Below are 19,242 nucleotides of genomic sequence, written 5' to 3' on the forward strand. Positions count from 1 at the left end.
GATGGCTTATAAATATTTTGAAGAATATAACGAGGAGATCACTAATAACCTGCAGGAGAACTTCCTCGATATTATAAAAGGAGTAGGGGAAGACCCAAAAAGGCAGGGTGTCCTGAAAACTCCCGAAAGAGCGGCAAAAGCAATGCAGTTCCTAACCCAGGGTTATTCCATGAATGCAGAAGAGATCCTCAAAAAAGCGGTATTCGATGAAACTTATGATGAAATGGTGGTTGTAAAAGACATCGAATTATATTCCCTCTGCGAACACCATATGTTGCCATTCTTCGGTAAGGCTCATATTGCCTACATTCCTAATGGTAAGATTGTAGGATTGAGCAAACTTCCAAGGATTGTGGATGTTTTTGCCAGAAGGTTACAGGTTCAGGAGAGGCTTACCAGTGATATTCTGGATTGTTTAAATGATACTTTGCAACCTCAGGGGGTTGCTGTGGTAATAGAAGCGGTACATCTGTGTATGATGATGAGGGGGGTGCAAAAGCAGAATAGTGCCACTACAACTTCCGGTTTTCGAGGACAGTTTAAGGAAATTGAAACTAGAAATGAATTTCTGAAGCTTATCAGCTCTGACCTTAGATAACAAACTGGCACCTTTTTTGATTTCTTTTAACCAAAATCAAAAAACATGAAACTTTTCAGAAATAAAATTTTTATAAAAGGTCTGGCCTATGACCTTGCCGGTATGGCTACAGTGGCAATTCCGGTAATTGGGCCTTTCCTGGATCTCCTTTGGGCGCCATATGCAGCGAAGAAAATGAGTGAAATGTATCCCGGAAGAAAAGGTAAAATAGCTTCAATCCTGGTTTTCCTTGAAGAGATACTGCCAGGTACAGATATAATACCAACTTTTACCTTAATGTACCTTTACACTTACGTATGGAAGAAGGAGCCTTTAAAAGCTCAGGTAATAGAGGTTGAAAGTTATTAATATAGTTTAATTAGTTAAAGAAAAAAGGCTATCAGATGTTCTGATAGCCTTTTTTAATTTAAAGACTTATAGTAGCGGAAAGCATAATATTTCTACCAATATTCTGGATCCCGTCTGGTTTTAACCTTGACAAATGTGATATGTAGGATTCATTTAAAAGATTATTTCCGCTCAATCTTAAATCGAGCATGAATTCATCTAATTTAACTCCTGTTCCAATACCCGCACTTAATAGGGAGTATCCGGGAGTTTCAGTTTCAAAGCTTCCAGGGTTGTTCTGGTCGAATACAGATCTAAGCCTTATAAAGGAATAACTGGAAACAAGGTTACGGCCTATATTTTCTAATTCTACCCTGAATGTATTTGTTAAAGAATTTGCCGGAATAAGAGGTAAATAACCGCCGTTTTCCAATTCTCCGGTTACGGTCTGGAAACTGCTTTCCAGGTGAAGCCAGTCGAGTGGGTGAGGGTGAATGTGTATGCCCGCTTCACCACCGTATAGCATTGCGTTCTGTTGATCGTACTCGAATACTGCTTCTCCATCGATCTCCTCGCCTGTAGGGTTAATAAAAATATAGTTTGAAATGGAATTTCGGAAAGCATTTGCAAAAACTTCAAAATGCTGATTCCTGTATTCCAAAGCTAGATCTACCTGGAAATTTTGTTCATTATCTAAATCTGGATTTCCAATTTCAAACCGGTTGGCTCCGTGGTGTGTTCCATAGGAAGTTAATTCAGACAGGTTTGGTGCCCTGAAACCACTGGCAAGATTCAAACGTCCTGTAAATTTTTCTCCAAACTTATATTTTACACCAAAAGCACCGTTCACACTATTAAAGCTTCTATCTATTCCTTCTATAAGCTGCCCCTCGCTTAATGTTTGTTCTGTTTGAAGATCGCGGTGGTCAAATCTCAAACCTCCCTGGAAATCCCAATTGGAGATATGGTAATGAGCTGTGGTATAAATTCCAAAATCAAAGGTTTCTGCATTTGGGATAAGAATTTCTTCTCCAAAGTTGTCATTCGTTTGATACATACCCTGTACTCCCGTAATGATCTCGAAATTTCCAATTTTCGGAAGATTATATTTCAGGTTATAATTTAAAGTCTCAAGATGCATTTCCAGGGCAGGGCCTTCGTGCTCTTCATGCTCATGCTCATGGTCCTCATCTTCTTCATGTGTTTCATGTTCTTCCTCATGTTCTTCCCCTTCTTCATGATCTTCCTCGTGCTCATGATGCTCTTCAAATTCTTTACGATCATTGAACTGGTAGCCAACTCTAAAATCCAGGCTCGAGTTTTTAAAATAGAATTTGTTATCCAGGCTCAGCACATGATTGTCAATTACCTGATTTGGTAAAAGTGGTAGCTTACGAGTAGATTGAATTCCTATCTCCTCTGGAATCCCAATTTCACTCCTGTTAAAATTATATCTAAGGTCGGCCTTGTATTTCTGATCCTGGAACCCAATTCCGGCTTTAAGGTCTTTTTCGCTGAATCTGGTATTGGTGACCCTTTCATAATTTCCGGTTTTGTAATCACTATGCGCAGCGATGCTACCCCTGGCAAGGAATTTCAGTTTTTCTCCCGAAGTTTTTGCCATTAAACTACTTTGATATCCACGGGTATTGGTGAAATAATCTGTTCTAAGCTCTCCATTTGTTTCTCCTGAAGAGGCATATAGTTCCGGATTAAGGTAAAGAACTCCTCCAATGGCATCACTTCCGTAAAGAAGAGATGCTGGGCCTTTAATAACCTCAACACTTCCAATACCCATGGAGCTTATCCCCAGGCCGTGCTCTTCTCCATATTGTTGGTTTTCCAGCCGAATTCCTTGCGTATAAACTAAAACCCGATTGGAACTTAAGCCCCTAATCACGGGTTTTCCTATTCCAGTACCTGTGGTTACGCTTTCTACACCAGCGATCTGGGTAATTCCGTCTGAAAGAGTTACGGCTCCGTTTTTGTTCAGTTCAGAAATACTTTCCCTTTCAACTTTCATTACATTCTCACTTTGTAACTGATGAAAAGGAGTAGAAACGATCACTTCTTCCATCTCAATAGCAGATGGAGTTAGTAGAATTTCAAATTCTTCTGCAGGAATATTAATTTCAGTTGTATAGGAGGTGTAGCCTATAGAGGAGATCACCAGTTTATAATTACCAGCAGGTAAATTGCCAATTTCAAATCTCCCGTCTTCGCCGGTAATATCTCCTTTTTCTAAAGTGGGGAAATATACATTGGCGCTAAAAACAGGCTCTCCATTTTCAGCATCTTTAACTATTCCTGTAAATTGATTTTGGCTATATGATATTGTGTTCACTGCCATGAACAGCAGTACTAGCAAAGTATTTCGCATTGCTTTGTTTTAAATGATTTGTGATTTGCTTTTTGAGGAATCAGGCAAAATATGGAGGCCCTCTAAGGTCAAAGGGGAGAGCCTCAAAATCATTTAAAAACTGGTAATAATCGTAGGTTAATTTTTCTTTGTATTCAAATTCAATAAATGTGAATTCAGGAATATCGAGATGTAATGCCGGATTCTTATGATAATCATGAAGATCACAATCTACAGATTTAGTATGGTAATGATGCTCAGCATAATTATCACAAAGATTATGAGAGTGATCTGAAAAGATATGCGAAAAACTTATCCCGGATGGCAGCAGAATTAAAACTGCCGTAATCACCATGAATATGTTTTTCAATGCTTTCATTTAGTTTTTGAAGACTTTGGCTAAGCCTATTCTAGTAAGCATTTTCTTTTCGAAGGCCCAGAAAAACTGGAATTGGCCAAAAACCCAACCAAAAAATACAAGGAGAACCTGGTAAATAGGAAAAATCAAAAAGATCCTGGCAAACCAGTAAACGGTCCAATGGCTGGTTTCTTGGTTTATTCCAAGTAATTCTACAAAAGGGCTGGCAAGTTTAGCTGCTGTAGACCCGGTAATGGCAAATACAACGAAAATTATAAAAAGTTGCCAATTGGATTCTATACCCCAGCGTTCTTTTAGTTTTTTCATGCCGCAAATATAAGGATTTGTATAGAGAATCAAATCCTGGTTGGCACACTAAATCTTTGATTGTAATGACGACTGAAGAATACAAAATAATTATAAAGCAGGTAATTCACCTCATATCCATAATCTATATTCGGATCGTAATTGATCTCATTTAGATAAAGGTTAGGATTGAATATCATAGGTTGCCTAACCCTTTGATTGTATTCAGGAACCAGAAATTTATTTTTGTTCTCAAGATAATTTTGTGAGTAAAATCCCCTCTGGCGGGCAGTTGAGTTTATAAAAAGGTTGAAGCCTGGTTCAATGATTATTATCTCATATTCCAGACTGTCGTTAGCGATTCGAACCGTATCATTGGTCGCTTCGGCTGTTTTTTCATTGAATTTTCCGCCTCCAGAGGATCCGCAACTGTATATGAACAAAGCGAGTAGGCCGATATAAAATAAATTCTTCATAGTTATGTTTAGTAGGTTAAGCGCAAAAAGTATACCTGTTATTTCCCACCGGTGAATCCACCCAGGATACTACCACCAGATCTTCCAGACCTGTTTCCTCCCAGGATCATCCCGCCAATATCATCAATAATATTTCCGTCTCCGTCGCGGTCCAGGATAGTTTCTAAAAAAGAATTATCATGCTTGGAATTACTTCCAAGTATATTTCCAAGGAGATCATCTAATCCGTCCGCACCAACATTATCTTTTCTTTTCTGGCTTCCCAGGATACTCAACAAGATAGGTGCAGCCATTTTTATGATTGCACTTAAATTTTCTGGTTTAATATTAGAAATAGCACTCAGGCTTGAAGAGATATTTTCTTCATTCTCTCCAAATATGTGACTTACTATCTTCTTGCCTTCATTTTGAAGGTTTTCTGGATCGAGATCATTTAATTGGTTAAATAAGGCACCATTGTGCTTATCCTGGCTAAGGGCCTCATTCAATTTAGCAGCTCCTTCCGGAGATTTTGAATTATTTTTCATTGCACCTAGAAGCAGGGGAAGGGCCATACCCAGTGCAGAAACTACATCCTCCTTTTTTTCTGAAGTTCGATTACTTGCAGTATTTATAAGTGATTGCCCCGCTTGTGTATTTAAGATGTCCAGAATTGATGCCATAACGTCAAAGTTTAAATAATTAGATCTTAGAATTTACGAAAAATCTGGAATTTGATTATTCAGTAAAATCCATTAATCTTTCTTCAAAATTGAAATAATCTGCTCGGCAAGCTCCACGCCAATTCGTTCCTGGGCTTCATTGGTCGAAGCTCCAATATGTGGACTAAGAGAAATGCTTTCGTTCATTAATAATTTTATAGCTGGTGATGGCTCATTTTCAAAAGTGTCTAATGCCGCAAATGCAACTTTACCAGATTCAATAGCTTCCAGTAAAGCATTTTCATCAAGTACACCACCACGGGCAGCGTTGATAATCCCAACTCCATCTTTCATTTTTTCGAACTCTTTTGCGCCAATAACAGGTTTTTCCTGTGCCGGTACATGAAGAGTGATGAAATCTGAATCCTTGATAAGCATATCAACAGGTTCGGTCTTTATTGGGATTTTAATGGTTTGATGATTATAGAATTCCAGGGTGATCTCAGCTTCTCCAATTGTCTGGTCACTGGCAATTACTTTCATCCCAATTCCCAACGCTATTTTGGCTACCTCACGGCCAATTCTTCCGAAACCAATAATTCCGAGAGTTTTACCTCTTAATTCAACTCCGCCGGCATAAGATTTTTTAAGCTCTTTAAATTTTGAATCACCTTCAAGGGGCATATTTCTATTGGAATCATGAAGTTTTCGTACTCCTCCAAATAAGTGAGCAAAAACGAGTTCAGCCACCGAACTTGAAGAGGCCGATGGTGTGTTTATTACCGCAACTCCTTTACTTTTGGCGTATTTAACATCAATGTTATCCATTCCAACACCTCCACGGCCAATAACCTTAAGGTGTATGCAACTATCAATGATGTCCTTATCTACTTTTGTAGCACTTCTTACCAGAAGAACACTAATGGCATTTTTGTTCAGGTATTCTTTTAATTGTTCTTGCGCTACTTTTTTTACAATTACTTCAAAACCTGCATTCTTCAGGGTTTCTATTCCACTTTGCGAAATCCCGTCATTTGCTAATACTTTCATTCTGGTAATAATCTATATTGATTTATATCTTTTTTTCGAGTTCTTTCATAAGATCTACAACAACTTGCACACTTTCTATTGGTAAGGCATTGTACATGGAAGCACGGTATCCACCAACACTTCTGTGTCCGTTTAATCCGTTTACCCCAGCTCCTTTCCACATTTGGTCAAAGGTATCTTTGTGTGATTCATCAACAAGATTAAAAGTGGCATTCATAACAGAACGATCTTCATTGGCCGCAAAACCTTTGAACAGGGGATTCCTGTCAATTTCATTATAAATTAGCTCTGCTTTTTTCTGGTTGCGTTCTTCCATCGCTTTTATTCCTCCATTCGCCTTGATCCATCTTAGAGTTAACATGGAAACATAAACAGCATAAACGGCAGGCGTATTGAACATACTGTCCTTTCCTATGTGAGTTGAATAGCTCATCATCGAAGGAATCTCTCTTGAAACCTTTCCTAGAATATCTTCTTTTACTACGACAAGGGTAGTTCCGGCAGGTCCCATATTCTTCTGAGCTCCCGCATAGATAAGGTCAAATTTTGAAAAATCCAGTTCTCTTGAGAAAATATCACTACTCATGTCACAAACCAAAGGGCTGGCGGTAGATGGGAACTCTTTCATCTGTGTTCCGAATATGGTATTGTTACTAGTACAGTGAAAATAGTCTACTTCATCTGGGATGGAGTAGGACTTAGGAATATAATTGAAGTTTTTATCCTTTGATGAAGCTACCTCTTCAATTTCACCAAACAATTTTGCTTCCTTAATCGCTTTAGTAGACCAGGTACCTGTATTTAAATAGGCTGCTTTTTCCTCAAGTAAATTATAGGCAACCATCAAAAATTGCATACTTGCACCACCTTGCAGAAACAAGGCTTTATAACCTTTACCCTTTAATCCTAAAAGTTCCAGGGCCAATGCCTGGGCTTCATCCATAACCGCAACAAAATCTGGACTCCGGTGCGATATTTCCAAAATTGATAAACCTGAATCATTAAAATCTAAGATTGCCTGTGAAGCTTCCTTAAAAACTTCCTGAGGCAAAATACATGGACCAGCACTAAAATTGTGTTTTTTCATAAAGTTATAGTTGGTTAAAGCAAATATGCCAAAAAATGGATGGTTTAGCTGTTAGGGAAATTATAATTAGAGTTTACTTAAAAACTCTATTGTATCAATATTATCGGCATAATCCCAAAGTTGCGGTTTTTGGGTGTACCCAAACTTAACCTCGTCTTTTCCCGCATTCTCTCTTACAATACACTGGATCTTATCTTTGTTTTCTTCAAGTTGAGCCTGAAGTTTATTCTCATCCTCATACTTTTCGTAAAAAAGTGTCGCGATAGGCGATCCAAAACTCTCATCTTCCTTAAGCATTAAAAAACCGTTATCCAGTAATTTGAATTCGCTCATTAGATAAACCGCCTTGTTATAATCATAATTATTGGCGTATTTATCCTGGTTAATAATTGGATTCCATTTATACATGGATTTAAAAAATTCATCAAAATCGTAATCCTCTGGCACAAATAGTTTTGAAACATTTCTACATCCCAGGCCATAGTACCTAAACACATCCTCACTAAGCTTCTCTAATTCTTCTTTCGTTTCATTCCCTGTAATTATGGCAACGGAATTCCTATTCTTACGGATAATGCTGGGTTTTCCCTTAAAGTAATACTCGAAATACCTGGCTGTATTATTACTCCCAGTAGCAATAACAGCGTCAAAATCTTCAAGTTTTTCTTCAGTGAACTGGATCCTGTTCTCGTACCTGCTATCCAGATGCATCAAATAAGAGGCTATAACAGGCAATAACTGCCGGTCGCTTTTTGAAAGCTTAGCCAGCACTTTATGCCCAGAAACGAGGACTGATAAAAAGTCATGGAAACCAACCAAAGGTATATTTCCGGCCATAACAATGCCTACTGTTTTATTTTCACTTCCTGACAGGTCATATCGGTCCAGCCATAGCTTCAGGTTTTCGGAGGTTAGAGCCTTGCTCCATTGCTGGAGTGCGAAAACTATATTTTCACGATTGAACCAGCCATTGTGGTGAATTGCAGAATCTATCTTATTATTGAATTCATTAAAAAACCTGTCATTCCCAGGCAGGTTTTCCTCCGGGTTAGATCCAGATTCCTGAAATTGCCCTAGAAATTTACCTAAAGTGATTAGATGTGATTTATGGTCGTCGATTGTCATCGTCATATTTGGTTATGAGTATGGCCTATATTAAATTTGTGCAGCGAAATTATAAATACTTGTGAATCCCTGTAAATATTGATATTATATTAATTTAATAATTAAATGTGTGGGTTTTGTGCGGCATTTTTAATTATCATTTTCTGCATTATGTGTGGGCAAAGGTATGAAACTACCCACCAATTATCCACATATAAACATCCTTAACCAACATCATTGCAAGCTGATTGAGAAAGTTGAAACATATGTAAAGAAATCCTAACCCACACAATAGAATCAAAATCTTCCACGTGGGTTTTTTCTTCTTTTTATCTAATATGTATTCAATGATCTCAACCATTAACAGTAAAAGTAAAATCAGTCTTTCATTTAAAGTGTGACATTCAAAAATAGGGTCGGTTTTTTGAACAATTATGTATGCTTTATACACAAATCAACAGCTACTTTTTAAAATACTGATGGACTTTTAGTCCAAAAATTCGTCTTTACAGTAAAATTATAACGATGGTTTGGAAGGAATAAGCCTTTTTAGGGCATTTCTGCGTAGTTGGCACAGATAAATAAAAACCCCCAGCTAGGATAGCCAGGGGTAACAAATAAGCAGCATAAATATAAAATCAAATTTATATACTCTTATTCTAATATCTAAGTGGAATTGTCATATTTTCATAGGGGAACACCCAATTTGCAAACTCTACATTTTCCTCAATGGGTTTATAATGATCTGGCATGCGGTGAAAAAAATAACCAGCGATATTTTCAGATTTGTTTTTATCTGGATTATAGAAGAATGCCAATTTAACTACATTGTTGACCATTATACCTTTCATAATAGCAATGTAAAAACCGTGCTTCTCAACCATTTCTTCTAGGAAGGCTTCACGTTCCTTTTTATCCCTGCTTATCTCATCCCAAATACCAATAGGTAGGTCCAGGGTTAAGAGTTCATCAATTACTTCCTGTTCACTCATATATTTATTTTTCGAAATTTTGAATTTAAAGAAACAAAAATTTTTGATAAGCCATAACTCCTAAATTTGGTCATAACCAAACACAAACGGTAATGGATCAATTTGATAGACTTAATCCTATTTATAAGTAAGAAAGGTTTTTAAATTGTACATTTTGCTGGTTTTATTAGTGGTATTATGCACTTTTAGTCGTGTTCATGACAGTATGAATAGGGGGTATATTAAAATATGCATAGTTGAGACCATGCGCCAGCGTTGAGTACCCTCCTTCCTGGTATCTTACCCCCTCCCTCCCTGGGAAGGGCTGTATGATCTTGCTTGTGAAGGATACCTAAGTTTTTTAATAGGCAGTATCCGTTCTTTCATTAGATGTTGAATTTTAATTTCACTTGCTAAAACTTAGTTGGTCCCAAAAAATTTTTTTAAAATTTTCTGGAATATTTATTTCAGGAAGAATTTCTAATACTGGTGTTGTTGAAGTTAAAATAAGGCCCTTTACGGGCCTTTCATTATTAGACGGTATAGAGAGGTATGAAAAAGTTGAAAAGATTAGAATTACGTGTTATAATAAGCAGTATGGGATAGTTGAATGTAAGTTAGGTTGAAATACTTTGATTTTTTTGATTATGTAGTTGAAAGAGAATTCACAGTATTAGGTGATAATTGAAAATCTGATAAGTTTTACATTCTGGTTTGACAGGAAGATCAGCTTTTTAAATTAAGATATGGTGAATTTTTGGTAGGTACATTAGAAAATACTAATAATTCTACAGGTTAAGTATTATTTCTTTATAGTATTATAGATTTAAAAGTATTACAATGGTATCTCGATATACCAAATCAGGTATTTGAAAATGACCTTAACCAGGTATTTGAAAATGACCTCAACCAGGTTTGTGTTCTTAGTTTCTAATATCCATCATCTTCAATTATAAAACGCTGTTTATCAAAATATAACAGGTTTGTTATATGGTTGTTTTTTTTAAATTCTTCTTGTTGATAGGATAGGTTAATGGTAATTTTGTCTCAGAAAATATTATTGGAATTGAAATGAAATATCTAAAACTTAGAAAGCTTAATAAAGAACATTGCAATATTGAAAATAATGATCTGCAATTATGCGTGGTTTTTACAATTGATACGGTTTCTGATTTAAAGCTCTTATTATACATTCTACAATTTGAGAATGGTCAATTTTACGCTAGCACTAAAGATATTGCAAGGAAAGTTGGATTAAAGGAAAGTACTATTAAATCTTCCTTCAAGCGGTTAGAAAATATGGGAATTATTAAAAGGAACACTGCAAGTAACCAGGATAAGGGTTTTGGTGGTAAAACCAGATATGTGGATGTTGATGAAGATAGATTAATTGCGCTTTATAATGAAAAGAAAACCTTTCAAAATAATATGAATGACAAGAAAGGCACAGTACCAGTCGAACCTCTTAAGGAAAAAAAGAACCAGTCAGGAAAACTTGAAATAGGGGCCGTGGATATAGAAGATCATTGTTTTACCAATACATCAAGAAATCTTAATGATGATTGTGATGCTACTATAATTGGTGATAATCAAAAATATTTGAAATTCGATAATCCTAACATAAAAGAACTTCTTGGTAATTACGTTGATATTGGTGTTAGGAATAATCAAGATTTAATAACGGTAATTGATCAGGTATGGACAAAACACAGAGTTGATAACAACATTCAGTTATTTAACATTATTGATTTCCATACTTACCTTACAAGGTTCAAGGATGACCAATTAATGAATCCGATAATTGAAAAGTTCTCAAATGATTTATCAGGAATGCAAAATCTAAAAATTTAAGTTCATTTCTGTGTCTATGTTGGATCTGTTCTTAGAGTATTTATTCTTTAACTGTGGAGAGAGCAGATTGAAAAAATATGAATGGATTACTTTTTATTGAATTACGGTGGTTTTAACAATCAACATGTCCTTAACATCACAAGACTCAATTGTTAAACAAGATAATCATTACGCCTTCTTATAATGGAATCAGGTAGAGAAAATGATTGAAGCCTAATTGTTGTTGCCAGTAACGCAGATAGCAGAATCTGTTTTTTCAGTAAAACTGGTGCCAAGATAATTGCTATTCAAAATAAAAATTTTTAATCATTCTTATAGAAATTAAAGAGTTCTCTCTTGGATAATGGTATTTGATAGATTAAATCTATCCAAATATCTATCTTAACAAATTTTTACTATGTTTAGATAATCAATTTTGTGATCTTTATAGTTGAGCACTAATATATAGCATAACAAAAATTCAAGTCATGGAAGAAATTTTAAATTTTCTGAAAGCAATTCAGAAACATGCCACAACGATTATTGGTATTTCAGCTACCGTTATTACATTATTGGAACAATTGCATAAAGCTTTTATGTAATCAGCAATTACTAAAACTAAGAATGATGAATTATGAAAATTTAAGGGAATATGCTATAGAGAAAGGTGCTAACCCTGAAGATGTAGATGATGCAATTGAAACGGCTAGAGCCAATAATGCAACCAGAGAAGAAACAATTAATCAGATCAGAATCCAAACAGGTGTAGATATTGATGATTGATTTACTCTAGATCATTAAAAGTTAACCCTCGTGTACTATGAAGTATATGAGGGTTTTTTAATCTCAATATTTCGTGGTTGTGGGAATAATAATAACGCAGCTATAACACCAAAGAGTTTTTTATAACGGTGTCGGTTATCGCACTTAGATTTTTTTTGGTATTAAGAGCATACCATGTAAGTCTTTTTTTCTTAGTGTATCAGACAGCGTTGCATTTTTTTTGAATAGGGAATCATAAGCTTGGAGTCCCAAACTAAGTGTAGCAATAATAATTCCTATCCATTCCATACACCAAATGTAATAAATTTAACTGTTCTAAATAATCCAATTAAACCAGTTAATTTATATTTGTTTTGATGCAAACCTTTAAGCCATAAGCAAAAAGCCAATATCATCAAGCCAATCTAAGGCCATAGAAAAGCAATGTAGTTCATAGAAACTTTCGCACCAATAGGCAAACACAGGCAAAAGAAACAAGGCAAGAATAATAGGCATACACATAAGCATCTTAAGAATACCAACCTCAAAATTCTTTCATGAAAGGATTTTAACCGAAGATGGTATGCAGAGGTTGGGTACCGTCTTAATCTTTAATTCTTAAGAAATTATGGATATCCAAATAATGGATTTACTTGTTCTTATTCTAAGTGCATTAGGAACGGGATTAATTAAAAGAATAGCCAGTGATCTATATGACTGGGTAAAACATAAAATCAAGAAATAATTTTTAAACCCTAGCAGAAATGCTGGGGTTTTTTCGTATTGATTAATTCACCGCTGTTGACTAAGTGTTGATAAAAACCTCATTACAATAAACTTATGTAGCAAACTAACCTATATATTTGTTTTTGAATTTAAAGGTTCTCTTCTCATGGGAATGGAAGAGAATGTGAAAGAACAAATAGTAGATTGTTTAGAACCGACTTAAGAACGTGGGTGAGTTACTGAAGAGTAGGTAACAATAGAACACGGGCTTTTATCTAAATAACCCCCTTATTTTCGCAGAATTAAAACCAAATTTAATATTAGTTGAATTTTGGTTGTAGTCAGGGGGATACAGCCAATATTAATTAGACTAATATTATGTCTTCTGAGGTTTTAGAAATCATCTTAGATAATCCCTGGATAGCTATTATAGCTTTAGGTTTTGCTTTCTTATCTTCCTTTATGGTAAAGTTCGGTGCTCGCTTGGCTGAGATTTTAGGTGATTTAATTCAGAAAAAAGTAGAAAAATCAGAAAGCTAATTCTTGATCAAATCCCGAGCATCAGCACTTATATATTCTCATAAATTACCAATAGCAGCGGGGGGTAATTAAAAATATAACGGTTACGGTTAATAAGATTGTGAATAAGTAATTTATATCAATTCTAAATAGGAATGTAATTACATTAAATTGCAATTTATTAGATGATCTTCTAACCAATTTCATCTGATGCTCAAATATCATTTATTCAATTATGAAACACCAACTAAGTATGAGTAGAAAAGAGAAAATACCGTAGAACTTAAATTACCTACATATGATCAATTGGAAGAGCATTACCCCTGCTACCGAAAAAAAGATGAATGAAATCATTGATGCGATTTCTAAAAATGGTAACTATTATCCACCTGATGATAATGTGAATACCCATGCCATAACAACCCTTTTCAAATTAGATGTAGTAGATTATTTTCGATATAGCCCTAACGGTTCTTATCTAATTATAAAGGGAACTAAATTTCATGAATTCGTATTCTACCACCCAATTGATTATATAAGGAAGAAACAGTTGAAAGAACATCCTAACTGGATTCAGAAAGGAATGAACTTGACGAAGCATTATGGTTGGTTTGTTACTTTAGTTGTGGAAGCCTTTAGGGCATTATTATCAAAATAATATTTAAACGGCAAATTTGACCTTTATAAACTTTAGATCATACTCCAAAAGCTGGGGGTGGGAAATAAATTAAAGTATTAATCGTAAAAATTAGAACATGACTGAACATGACTTTATCACAAAATTGAATAATATCCTTCAACAGCAGACGAACCATGCAATGGCATTTAAAGATGTTGTATTTGAACATCGAGAAAATCTTGAAGATAGAACCCATAAAATATATGAAAAGGTTTACGAATTTAGAGATAAGGATTTACCAGCTAAAACTACGAACCTAATTATTGATGCTTATTCTGATTTAATAAGTTCATACATGGATTTATTTGATAAATCATTATATCATATATCACCAGCTATAGAAAATGTAACTGAGTTTACAGAAGTTCTTACAGAGCGAATGAATGCTTTAAGTTAAGGTAATTTCAAATGACTACGCAGTCCGATTAAGCTGGTATTTTTAAATTTGCAAGACCTACGATGAGCGAGGGAAAATATTTTAAATGAATAATATAGATTATAGACAACCTTTGATTATTGAAGGAATAATGATTTACGAAATATTAGATCATATTTTTATTGATTTTCTTTCCTTAAGATCAAAATTCCCCTTCCATATTACCAACTTTAATAGAGCATTAAATGATCTTATCCAATTGGAACTTGTAGAAAAAGATGATGAAGGGGAAGAGATATTATATAGTTTAACAGAAAATGGTTTTACAGCTTCTAATTTGGGGTTGGAAGCCTATATGAAGAAGATAATATTTCAAAAAGCTAAAGAATATTTATTTACACTAACTAAGTGCAGCACAAAACTTGAAGTACATATTACCAACCAATTAGTAGCTGAAGGAAAACTATATAATAATGGCAAAGGATTTAAACCAGTACCGAATCAATCAGTTGATATTAGAGATTATTTGAAACCAGATGCCAAATACCTGGATTCTATAATAACTGAAGTTAAATATAAGAACATCACAAATAAATATTTTCAGGAACTTTCAAAGGTGGATTATAAATTTAGGAATGGTGTGAAGGAATTGAAGGATGGTAAACTGATTGTTAGTGAAAAGGGTAGGTTTATACTAACAGAAAAGGGTAATGAAGTTTTTGATATCGGTTATCCAAAATGGAAACATGATCAGGATACCCCAGAACCTAAAGAACCTACTACCAAAAAAGAGATTAAAGAAAATTCAAAAAGTTTAATTAAAGAGATAAGTGATTGGGCTGAGGATCATAAGGGATTGTTGGTTATTATCGGTTTAATTCTTACAATTATTGGAATATTATTTAGTTAAAATAATGAAAATAAGACTATAAGCTTACAATCGACCTATATAAGCTTATATCCTTTTGTTTGGATTTCTTCCTTTTGTGATCAGGACCCCCAGATACCGTTAATCTGTTAATTTCCCATTCCCACCCAACATTCAGTAGCTCATAAATTTGTGATCTGTATTAAAAATAGGGCATGGCCTAACCGTTATATAGTTTTGTATTTACTACAAACATAATTAGTGATTCAACATAGTGCTAAATAAACCCACCCTAAAATTGTTACAATTGTAATAATGTTTTATATTTGAAGTAGTCAAATAATCATTATTTAAATCACTTATCCAATGAAAGCAAGATACATTAGAATCTCAACCCCAAACCAAAAACACCAACGCCAATTGGCAGAACAGCATAAAGATGAACAGGTGTATTTAGACGTTTGCAGTGGTTCAATTCCCTTCAATGAGAGAGAGCAAGGGAAAGGTCTATTGGGTGCAATAGATCAAGGGGAAATAAGTTATTTAAGTGTGCATGCAGTGGATCGATTGGGTAGGAATTTATTAGATATATTAACCACACTTCAATTACTGGATAAGGCTGGGGTAGTAGTGAAGGTCGATAACCTGGGGATAGAAAGCAGGATTAAAAATAAATCTAATCCAGCATTTAAATTGATCATATCGGTACTGGCCAATATTTCAGAAATGGAACGTGAAACAATGTTGGAAAGACAACGTGAGGGGATTGCCATTGCAAAAGCTAAGGGGACATATAAGGGGCGTGAAAAAGGCAGTACTGAAAGTATAGCTGATTTTCTATCTAAATATCCCCAAGTGGTTAAAGAATTGAAATTAGGTGATAACAGTTTACGCAAGATCGCAAAGCTTTGTGATGTATCACTAGGAACCGTACAGAAGGTGAAGGGGTACATTGAAAATTAAAAGGGAACCAATAATTAATATTGCTCATAGAAGTTTTTAGCAGCCTTTTTCAAATCTTCAATTTTGTTGGTGTCAATATTACCACCCTCAGTTATTACAATAGCGATTGCAGAATTTAAATTTTTCAGGCAATTTTAGGATGGCTAAAAAAGAAATCCAATTCACCCAGAATAGTTAGATTGACTAAATTAATCTATATGAAACCTTGTAATTAAAGGTTCTTTTCCTTGATCATTTGTAATAGTCCTGGATATTACATCTATTTTACCTTCATCATTTTCTAGAAAATTCCATTGAGCATTCACCCGAACACCCTCAAATATCAAGTAGGTTTTACACGATGCCACCAATTTGGATCTACCCAATTGAAGTTTGAACTTATTATCTGCCAAAGACCAAATTTCGGTATCAGTATCACCTTCAGGTCTAAATGTTCGCAATAGTAACCTATCTTCAAACAAAATGATTTCTCTCTTTATATGTTTAAAAACTTCACCATCAGCAGGAGTGGTAACATATTCAGTAATGGGTGAGTGGAATACCTTTTCCTGGCCATGTAAAATTCCCCCCAATAAAAAAACCAATAATAGTAACCGTTTCATGATTATTAAACTACATGAATTTTTCAAAATCATAGAGGTGAAATTTATCTTCCCGTATATGTAATTTGTCAGTTCCATCAATGCCTAAATAACAACCTCCTTGCCTGTAATCATATTTGATAATATGACCTTCCTTTTTGATCTCGAGGTTTTGAAAAATATATTGAACCTTGCCAAAGTCTAATTGTAAGCTTAAAAGAAAATTAGAGATATCATTATTAATTACTTCTTTCCAGGTTGCATAATGACCACTATGCCTTAAGCGTTTTCCATAATATTTTCCTTCAATATCTTTGACAACAACCCATACATTTAAGGATATAATATCAACATCCTTTTCAAACCTTTTAGCCATGAAATAGTAGTCCACCCAAATCTTAGATTGAATTTCTTTGGGGATCATTTCTCTATCCTTTTTTGTGGTAGTTGGTCCTGAATATTCATTTAATTCTTTCATGAAATAGGAAAAATTCCAAGCAAAAATAGGAAATAATCCATTATTTTAATTGATTAAGTTGGATAATCCTTCTGATATTTCATCATTCTTTCTGCTGAACCTACCTCTATACTTTTCGGTTGTGGACAACCACTTATGGGTAAGGTATTCACCAGCTTGGTGTGCGGTCATACCTTCATCAAACATCATTTGGGATGCGGTATGTCTTGTTATGTGAGAGCTTATTTTTCTATCTACACCAGCTTTTTTGGCAATGCGATCAATGTAATCCGAATAGCTATTTATGTTTGATCTCATGGTTTTTAAATCTTTATTTGTCCATTGCTCAGGTGACCTTTCACCCCAACAGGATTCATTACCCCAATCCCAAATGTATTCATCTGGATGATTTTTTATAACACCTCGTAAAATATCTTCGACATAGCCTTGTTTCTGTTTGAATAAGCTTTCAATCTTCTTTTCAAGCTTTTTCAATTTCTTATGAATTGGATGAAATTTTTGATTTGTAATATCTTCTAATGAATATCCTTTTTTCAATAGATCAATTAAAACATCATTAGGTATTTTATTAACTGGTGGAATACTTTTCTGGGTTCTTTCATACTCCTGTTGGTTATATTCGATTTGCTTATCAAATTCCCCTAATTTTTGTGTGGTATGGGTAACATATTTGTCCAATTGATTAGCCAATAATAGAATAATAGATGGGGGTAGAGGTCTGTTTATATGATTTTTACCCTTGGAGGTAAAAAAATCAACATTGATATGATCATCATAGGTAACAAGATTAGACCACTTCAATAACATAATATCCCTTACTCTAAAGGCCCCCCAGAACTGGAATTTGGACATATTATGGCATAACTTATACTTATGAGGTTTGCGTACATTTTCTGGTAATACAGCCTTTACATAGCATTCAAATTCTTTCTTGGTAAAGGATTTTGGAGTGGTTGCCGATATTTCCTTATCGTATTTAAATCTATGGAAAGGGTTCTTTTGATGCCCTTTCAAATCAAATGAACAATCAGGATTTTCCAGGGCATCATTATACATAGCCTGAATGCTTTCAATATATTTCTTAGCGGATGAAGCTTTCAGGTTTGAATTACGCATCCATCTATAGAAGTCATTCATTAATGTTCTGGTGATATCACCAAATTGAAGACCAATTAACCCATGAATTTCCAAGAACTTCTTAAGTTTCTTAATAGCATATTGATCATTCACTTTAGTATCTATATTTCCCCTTCCTTTCATACGCTTTTCAGCATAGTTAAAGAAACTGAGTTTACCACCCGTGATCTTCTTTTCTTTCTGTTGGGTAATTTCTTTTGTGGTGAATCCTTTTAATTCAGCTTCAATCTGAATCATCAGATCATGAATCTTCTGATTGATTCGTCTGTAATCAGGTTCGGTGGTTTTTACCCAATTCTTTTTATCACTGGTTCCTTTTTTATTCCAATTTTGTTTCTTTATTTTTACACCCACTGATGGACGTGCTATGGGGTATTTACCACCATCATGAACATTGATAAAAATATAGAGGTGATCTTTACCTGCACTTCTGGTTTTTGGTGTAATCTCCATCAGATAATTAAATTAATTAAAGAAAAATGTGTGTGTTTGTGTGTGGGTTAAAGGTAATTTATTGATGGCTACCGCACAAATTAATATTTTAAAGTACTGAAATTAAAGGAGTTTTTGAATAAATTCTTTTGTGCAGCGAAATTAAAGTTTCCGCAGCTTAAAACCATAAAATTTCCTAAAAGCTACCGGTCTTTTTTCGTTCAGTTTTTAAATTTACAAATAAAAGAACAGCTATGGCAATTGTAATAACCGATGAATGCATAAACTGCGGGGCCTGCGAACCGGAGTGTCCCAATACCGCAATTTATGAAGGTGCAGACGACTGGAGGTATGCCGATGGTACCGACCTTGAGGGAGAAGTAGTCCTCCCGAATGGTATAGAAGCCGACGCAAACGAAGCTCAGGAACCTATTAGTGATGAAATTTATTATATAGTACCAGACAAATGTACAGAGTGTAAAGGTTTTCATGAAGAGCCTCAATGCGCCGCAGTCTGTCCTGTAGATTGTTGTGTTCCAGATGATGATCACGTTGAGAGCGATGAAGAGCTACTGACAAAACAACGCTTTATGCACGAGGAGTAGAAATAATAT

Annotated in this window: 22 protein-coding genes; 10 read left to right on the forward strand and 12 right to left on the reverse strand. The window is 34.8% G+C overall.

What is annotated here, in order from left to right:
* Window position 1: 1 nt before the first annotated feature.
* Complete coding sequence (gene folE / locus ML462_RS07295) at window positions 2-598, forward strand: GTP cyclohydrolase I FolE (protein WP_240713150.1); 597 nt, start codon at window positions 2-4, stop codon at window positions 596-598.
* Between the two features lie 45 nt (window positions 599-643).
* The gene (locus ML462_RS07300) at window positions 644-946 is read left to right on the forward strand and encodes a hypothetical protein (RefSeq protein ID WP_240713151.1); all 303 of its coding nucleotides are present in this window, start codon (window positions 644-646) and stop codon (window positions 944-946) included.
* 58 nt (window positions 947-1,004) lie between these two features.
* Here the strand turns inward: ML462_RS07300 and ML462_RS07305 are convergent, their stop codons facing one another.
* The 9 genes from ML462_RS07305 to ML462_RS07345 all read right to left on the reverse strand — a co-directional run bounded on the left by ML462_RS07305 (window position 1,005) and on the right by ML462_RS07345 (window position 9,298).
* Window positions 1,005-3,305, reverse strand: coding sequence for a TonB-dependent receptor (locus ML462_RS07305; protein ID WP_240713152.1), 2,301 nt, complete (start codon window positions 3,303-3,305; stop codon window positions 1,005-1,007).
* A gap of 40 nt (window positions 3,306-3,345) precedes the next feature.
* Window positions 3,346-3,663 carry a hypothetical protein gene (locus tag ML462_RS07310; RefSeq protein ID WP_240713153.1) on the reverse strand — a complete coding sequence of 106 codons (318 nt, stop codon included), beginning with the start codon at window positions 3,661-3,663 and terminating at the stop codon, window positions 3,346-3,348.
* Window positions 3,664-3,969, reverse strand: coding sequence for a DUF6787 family protein (locus tag ML462_RS07315; RefSeq protein WP_240713154.1), 306 nt, complete (start codon window positions 3,967-3,969; stop codon window positions 3,664-3,666).
* A gap of 29 nt (window positions 3,970-3,998) precedes the next feature.
* Window positions 3,999-4,424, reverse strand: coding sequence for a DUF6146 family protein (locus ML462_RS07320; RefSeq protein WP_240713155.1), 426 nt, complete (start codon window positions 4,422-4,424; stop codon window positions 3,999-4,001).
* Window positions 4,425-4,462: 38 nt separating this feature from the next.
* Window positions 4,463-5,086, reverse strand: a complete 624-nt coding sequence (locus ML462_RS07325) for a DUF937 domain-containing protein (protein WP_240713156.1) — start codon at window positions 5,084-5,086, stop codon at window positions 4,463-4,465.
* 72 nt (window positions 5,087-5,158) lie between these two features.
* A complete protein-coding gene (locus tag ML462_RS07330) occupies window positions 5,159-6,115 on the reverse strand; it encodes a D-2-hydroxyacid dehydrogenase (RefSeq protein ID WP_240713157.1) in 957 nt (318 codons plus the stop codon).
* A gap of 22 nt (window positions 6,116-6,137) precedes the next feature.
* On the reverse strand, window positions 6,138-7,202 hold the full coding sequence (serC, locus tag ML462_RS07335) for a 3-phosphoserine/phosphohydroxythreonine transaminase (RefSeq protein WP_240713158.1): 1,065 nt from the start codon (window positions 7,200-7,202) through the stop codon (window positions 6,138-6,140).
* A gap of 66 nt (window positions 7,203-7,268) precedes the next feature.
* Window positions 7,269-8,327: an acyl-CoA reductase gene (locus tag ML462_RS07340; protein WP_240713535.1), complete on the reverse strand. Its 1,059-nt coding sequence runs from the start codon at window positions 8,325-8,327 to the stop codon at window positions 7,269-7,271.
* 638 nt (window positions 8,328-8,965) lie between these two features.
* The gene (locus ML462_RS07345) at window positions 8,966-9,298 is read right to left on the reverse strand and encodes a hypothetical protein (RefSeq protein WP_240713159.1); all 333 of its coding nucleotides are present in this window, start codon (window positions 9,296-9,298) and stop codon (window positions 8,966-8,968) included.
* 1,050 nt (window positions 9,299-10,348) lie between these two features.
* Here ML462_RS07345 and ML462_RS07350 point away from each other — a divergent pair.
* The 7 genes from ML462_RS07350 (at window position 10,349) to ML462_RS07380 (ending at window position 16,000) form a co-directional block, all read left to right on the forward strand.
* Window positions 10,349-11,128, forward strand: a complete 780-nt coding sequence (locus ML462_RS07350; protein ID WP_240713160.1) for a helix-turn-helix domain-containing protein — start codon at window positions 10,349-10,351, stop codon at window positions 11,126-11,128.
* 507 nt (window positions 11,129-11,635) lie between these two features.
* Window positions 11,636-11,890: a hypothetical protein gene (locus tag ML462_RS07355; RefSeq protein WP_240713161.1), complete on the forward strand. Its 255-nt coding sequence runs from the start codon at window positions 11,636-11,638 to the stop codon at window positions 11,888-11,890.
* A 1,083-nt stretch (window positions 11,891-12,973) separates the two neighbouring features.
* Window positions 12,974-13,135, forward strand: coding sequence for a hypothetical protein (locus ML462_RS07360; RefSeq protein ID WP_240713162.1), 162 nt, complete (start codon window positions 12,974-12,976; stop codon window positions 13,133-13,135).
* A gap of 277 nt (window positions 13,136-13,412) precedes the next feature.
* Window positions 13,413-13,772 carry a hypothetical protein gene (locus tag ML462_RS07365; RefSeq protein WP_240713163.1) on the forward strand — a complete coding sequence of 120 codons (360 nt, stop codon included), beginning with the start codon at window positions 13,413-13,415 and terminating at the stop codon, window positions 13,770-13,772.
* A 97-nt stretch (window positions 13,773-13,869) separates the two neighbouring features.
* Window positions 13,870-14,190, forward strand: coding sequence for a hypothetical protein (locus ML462_RS07370; RefSeq protein WP_240713164.1), 321 nt, complete (start codon window positions 13,870-13,872; stop codon window positions 14,188-14,190).
* Between the two features lie 85 nt (window positions 14,191-14,275).
* On the forward strand, window positions 14,276-15,079 hold the full coding sequence (locus ML462_RS07375; RefSeq protein ID WP_240713165.1) for a hypothetical protein: 804 nt from the start codon (window positions 14,276-14,278) through the stop codon (window positions 15,077-15,079).
* A 324-nt stretch (window positions 15,080-15,403) separates the two neighbouring features.
* Window positions 15,404-16,000: a recombinase family protein gene (locus ML462_RS07380; protein ID WP_262914745.1), complete on the forward strand. Its 597-nt coding sequence runs from the start codon at window positions 15,404-15,406 to the stop codon at window positions 15,998-16,000.
* A gap of 188 nt (window positions 16,001-16,188) precedes the next feature.
* Here the strand turns inward: ML462_RS07380 and ML462_RS07385 are convergent, their stop codons facing one another.
* The 3 genes from ML462_RS07385 to ML462_RS07395 are packed head-to-tail and all read right to left on the reverse strand — an operon-like array spanning window position 16,189 to window position 18,649.
* Complete coding sequence (locus ML462_RS07385) at window positions 16,189-16,602, reverse strand: hypothetical protein (RefSeq protein ID WP_240713167.1); 414 nt, start codon at window positions 16,600-16,602, stop codon at window positions 16,189-16,191.
* Window positions 16,603-16,612: 10 nt separating this feature from the next.
* Window positions 16,613-17,059 carry a hypothetical protein gene (locus ML462_RS07390; RefSeq protein ID WP_240713168.1) on the reverse strand — a complete coding sequence of 149 codons (447 nt, stop codon included), beginning with the start codon at window positions 17,057-17,059 and terminating at the stop codon, window positions 16,613-16,615.
* Window positions 17,060-17,104: 45 nt separating this feature from the next.
* On the reverse strand, window positions 17,105-18,649 hold the full coding sequence (locus tag ML462_RS07395) for a phage integrase SAM-like domain-containing protein (RefSeq protein WP_240713169.1): 1,545 nt from the start codon (window positions 18,647-18,649) through the stop codon (window positions 17,105-17,107).
* A 233-nt stretch (window positions 18,650-18,882) separates the two neighbouring features.
* Between ML462_RS07395 and ML462_RS07400 the strand changes: the two genes are divergently transcribed.
* Window positions 18,883-19,233 (forward strand): 4Fe-4S dicluster domain-containing protein, encoded by a 351-nt coding sequence (locus ML462_RS07400; protein WP_240713170.1) that lies wholly within the window; start codon window positions 18,883-18,885, stop codon window positions 19,231-19,233.
* Window positions 19,234-19,242: the final 9 nt, after the last annotated feature.

It is taken from the genome of Christiangramia lutea, assembly GCF_022489035.1.
Taxonomy (GTDB): Bacteria; Bacteroidota; Bacteroidia; order Flavobacteriales; family Flavobacteriaceae; genus Christiangramia; species Christiangramia lutea.

What these genes read in the sequence shown, in the direction of transcription:
- ML462_RS07325 (WP_240713156.1), bottom strand. Translation starts at nt 5,086, where the DNA reads ATGGCATCAATTCTGGACATCTTAAATACACAAGCGGGGCAATCACTT.
- ML462_RS07330 (WP_240713157.1), bottom strand. Translation starts at nt 6,115, where the DNA reads ATGAAAGTATTAGCAAATGACGGGATTTCGCAAAGTGGAATAGAAACC.
- ML462_RS07355 (WP_240713161.1), top strand. Translation starts at nt 11,636, where the DNA reads ATGCCACAACGATTATTGGTATTTCAGCTACCGTTATTACATTATTGG.
- ML462_RS07370 (WP_240713164.1), top strand. Translation starts at nt 13,870, where the DNA reads ATGACTGAACATGACTTTATCACAAAATTGAATAATATCCTTCAACAG.
- ML462_RS07320 (WP_240713155.1), bottom strand. Translation starts at nt 4,424, where the DNA reads ATGAAGAATTTATTTTATATCGGCCTACTCGCTTTGTTCATATACAGT.
- ML462_RS07345 (WP_240713159.1), bottom strand. Translation starts at nt 9,298, where the DNA reads ATGAGTGAACAGGAAGTAATTGATGAACTCTTAACCCTGGACCTACCT.
- ML462_RS07315 (WP_240713154.1), bottom strand. Translation starts at nt 3,969, where the DNA reads ATGAAAAAACTAAAAGAACGCTGGGGTATAGAATCCAATTGGCAACTT.
- ML462_RS07375 (WP_240713165.1), top strand. Translation starts at nt 14,276, where the DNA reads ATGAATAATATAGATTATAGACAACCTTTGATTATTGAAGGAATAATG.
- ML462_RS07365 (WP_240713163.1), top strand. Translation starts at nt 13,413, where the DNA reads ATGATCAATTGGAAGAGCATTACCCCTGCTACCGAAAAAAAGATGAAT.
- ML462_RS07310 (WP_240713153.1), bottom strand. Translation starts at nt 3,663, where the DNA reads ATGAAAGCATTGAAAAACATATTCATGGTGATTACGGCAGTTTTAATT.
- ML462_RS07300 (WP_240713151.1), top strand. Translation starts at nt 644, where the DNA reads ATGAAACTTTTCAGAAATAAAATTTTTATAAAAGGTCTGGCCTATGAC.
- ML462_RS07360 (WP_240713162.1), top strand. Translation starts at nt 12,974, where the DNA reads ATGTCTTCTGAGGTTTTAGAAATCATCTTAGATAATCCCTGGATAGCT.
- ML462_RS07340 (WP_240713535.1), bottom strand. Translation starts at nt 8,327, where the DNA reads ATGACAATCGACGACCATAAATCACATCTAATCACTTTAGGTAAATTT.
- ML462_RS07305 (WP_240713152.1), bottom strand. Translation starts at nt 3,305, where the DNA reads ATGCGAAATACTTTGCTAGTACTGCTGTTCATGGCAGTGAACACAATA.
- ML462_RS07385 (WP_240713167.1), bottom strand. Translation starts at nt 16,602, where the DNA reads ATGAAACGGTTACTATTATTGGTTTTTTTATTGGGGGGAATTTTACAT.
- serC (WP_240713158.1), bottom strand. Translation starts at nt 7,202, where the DNA reads ATGAAAAAACACAATTTTAGTGCTGGTCCATGTATTTTGCCTCAGGAA.
- ML462_RS07380 (WP_262914745.1), top strand. Translation starts at nt 15,404, where the DNA reads ATGAAAGCAAGATACATTAGAATCTCAACCCCAAACCAAAAACACCAA.
- ML462_RS07400 (WP_240713170.1), top strand. Translation starts at nt 18,883, where the DNA reads ATGGCAATTGTAATAACCGATGAATGCATAAACTGCGGGGCCTGCGAA.
- ML462_RS07350 (WP_240713160.1), top strand. Translation starts at nt 10,349, where the DNA reads ATGAAATATCTAAAACTTAGAAAGCTTAATAAAGAACATTGCAATATT.
- ML462_RS07390 (WP_240713168.1), bottom strand. Translation starts at nt 17,059, where the DNA reads ATGAAAGAATTAAATGAATATTCAGGACCAACTACCACAAAAAAGGAT.
- folE (WP_240713150.1), top strand. Translation starts at nt 2, where the DNA reads ATGGCTTATAAATATTTTGAAGAATATAACGAGGAGATCACTAATAAC.
- ML462_RS07395 (WP_240713169.1), bottom strand. Translation starts at nt 18,649, where the DNA reads ATGGAGATTACACCAAAAACCAGAAGTGCAGGTAAAGATCACCTCTAT.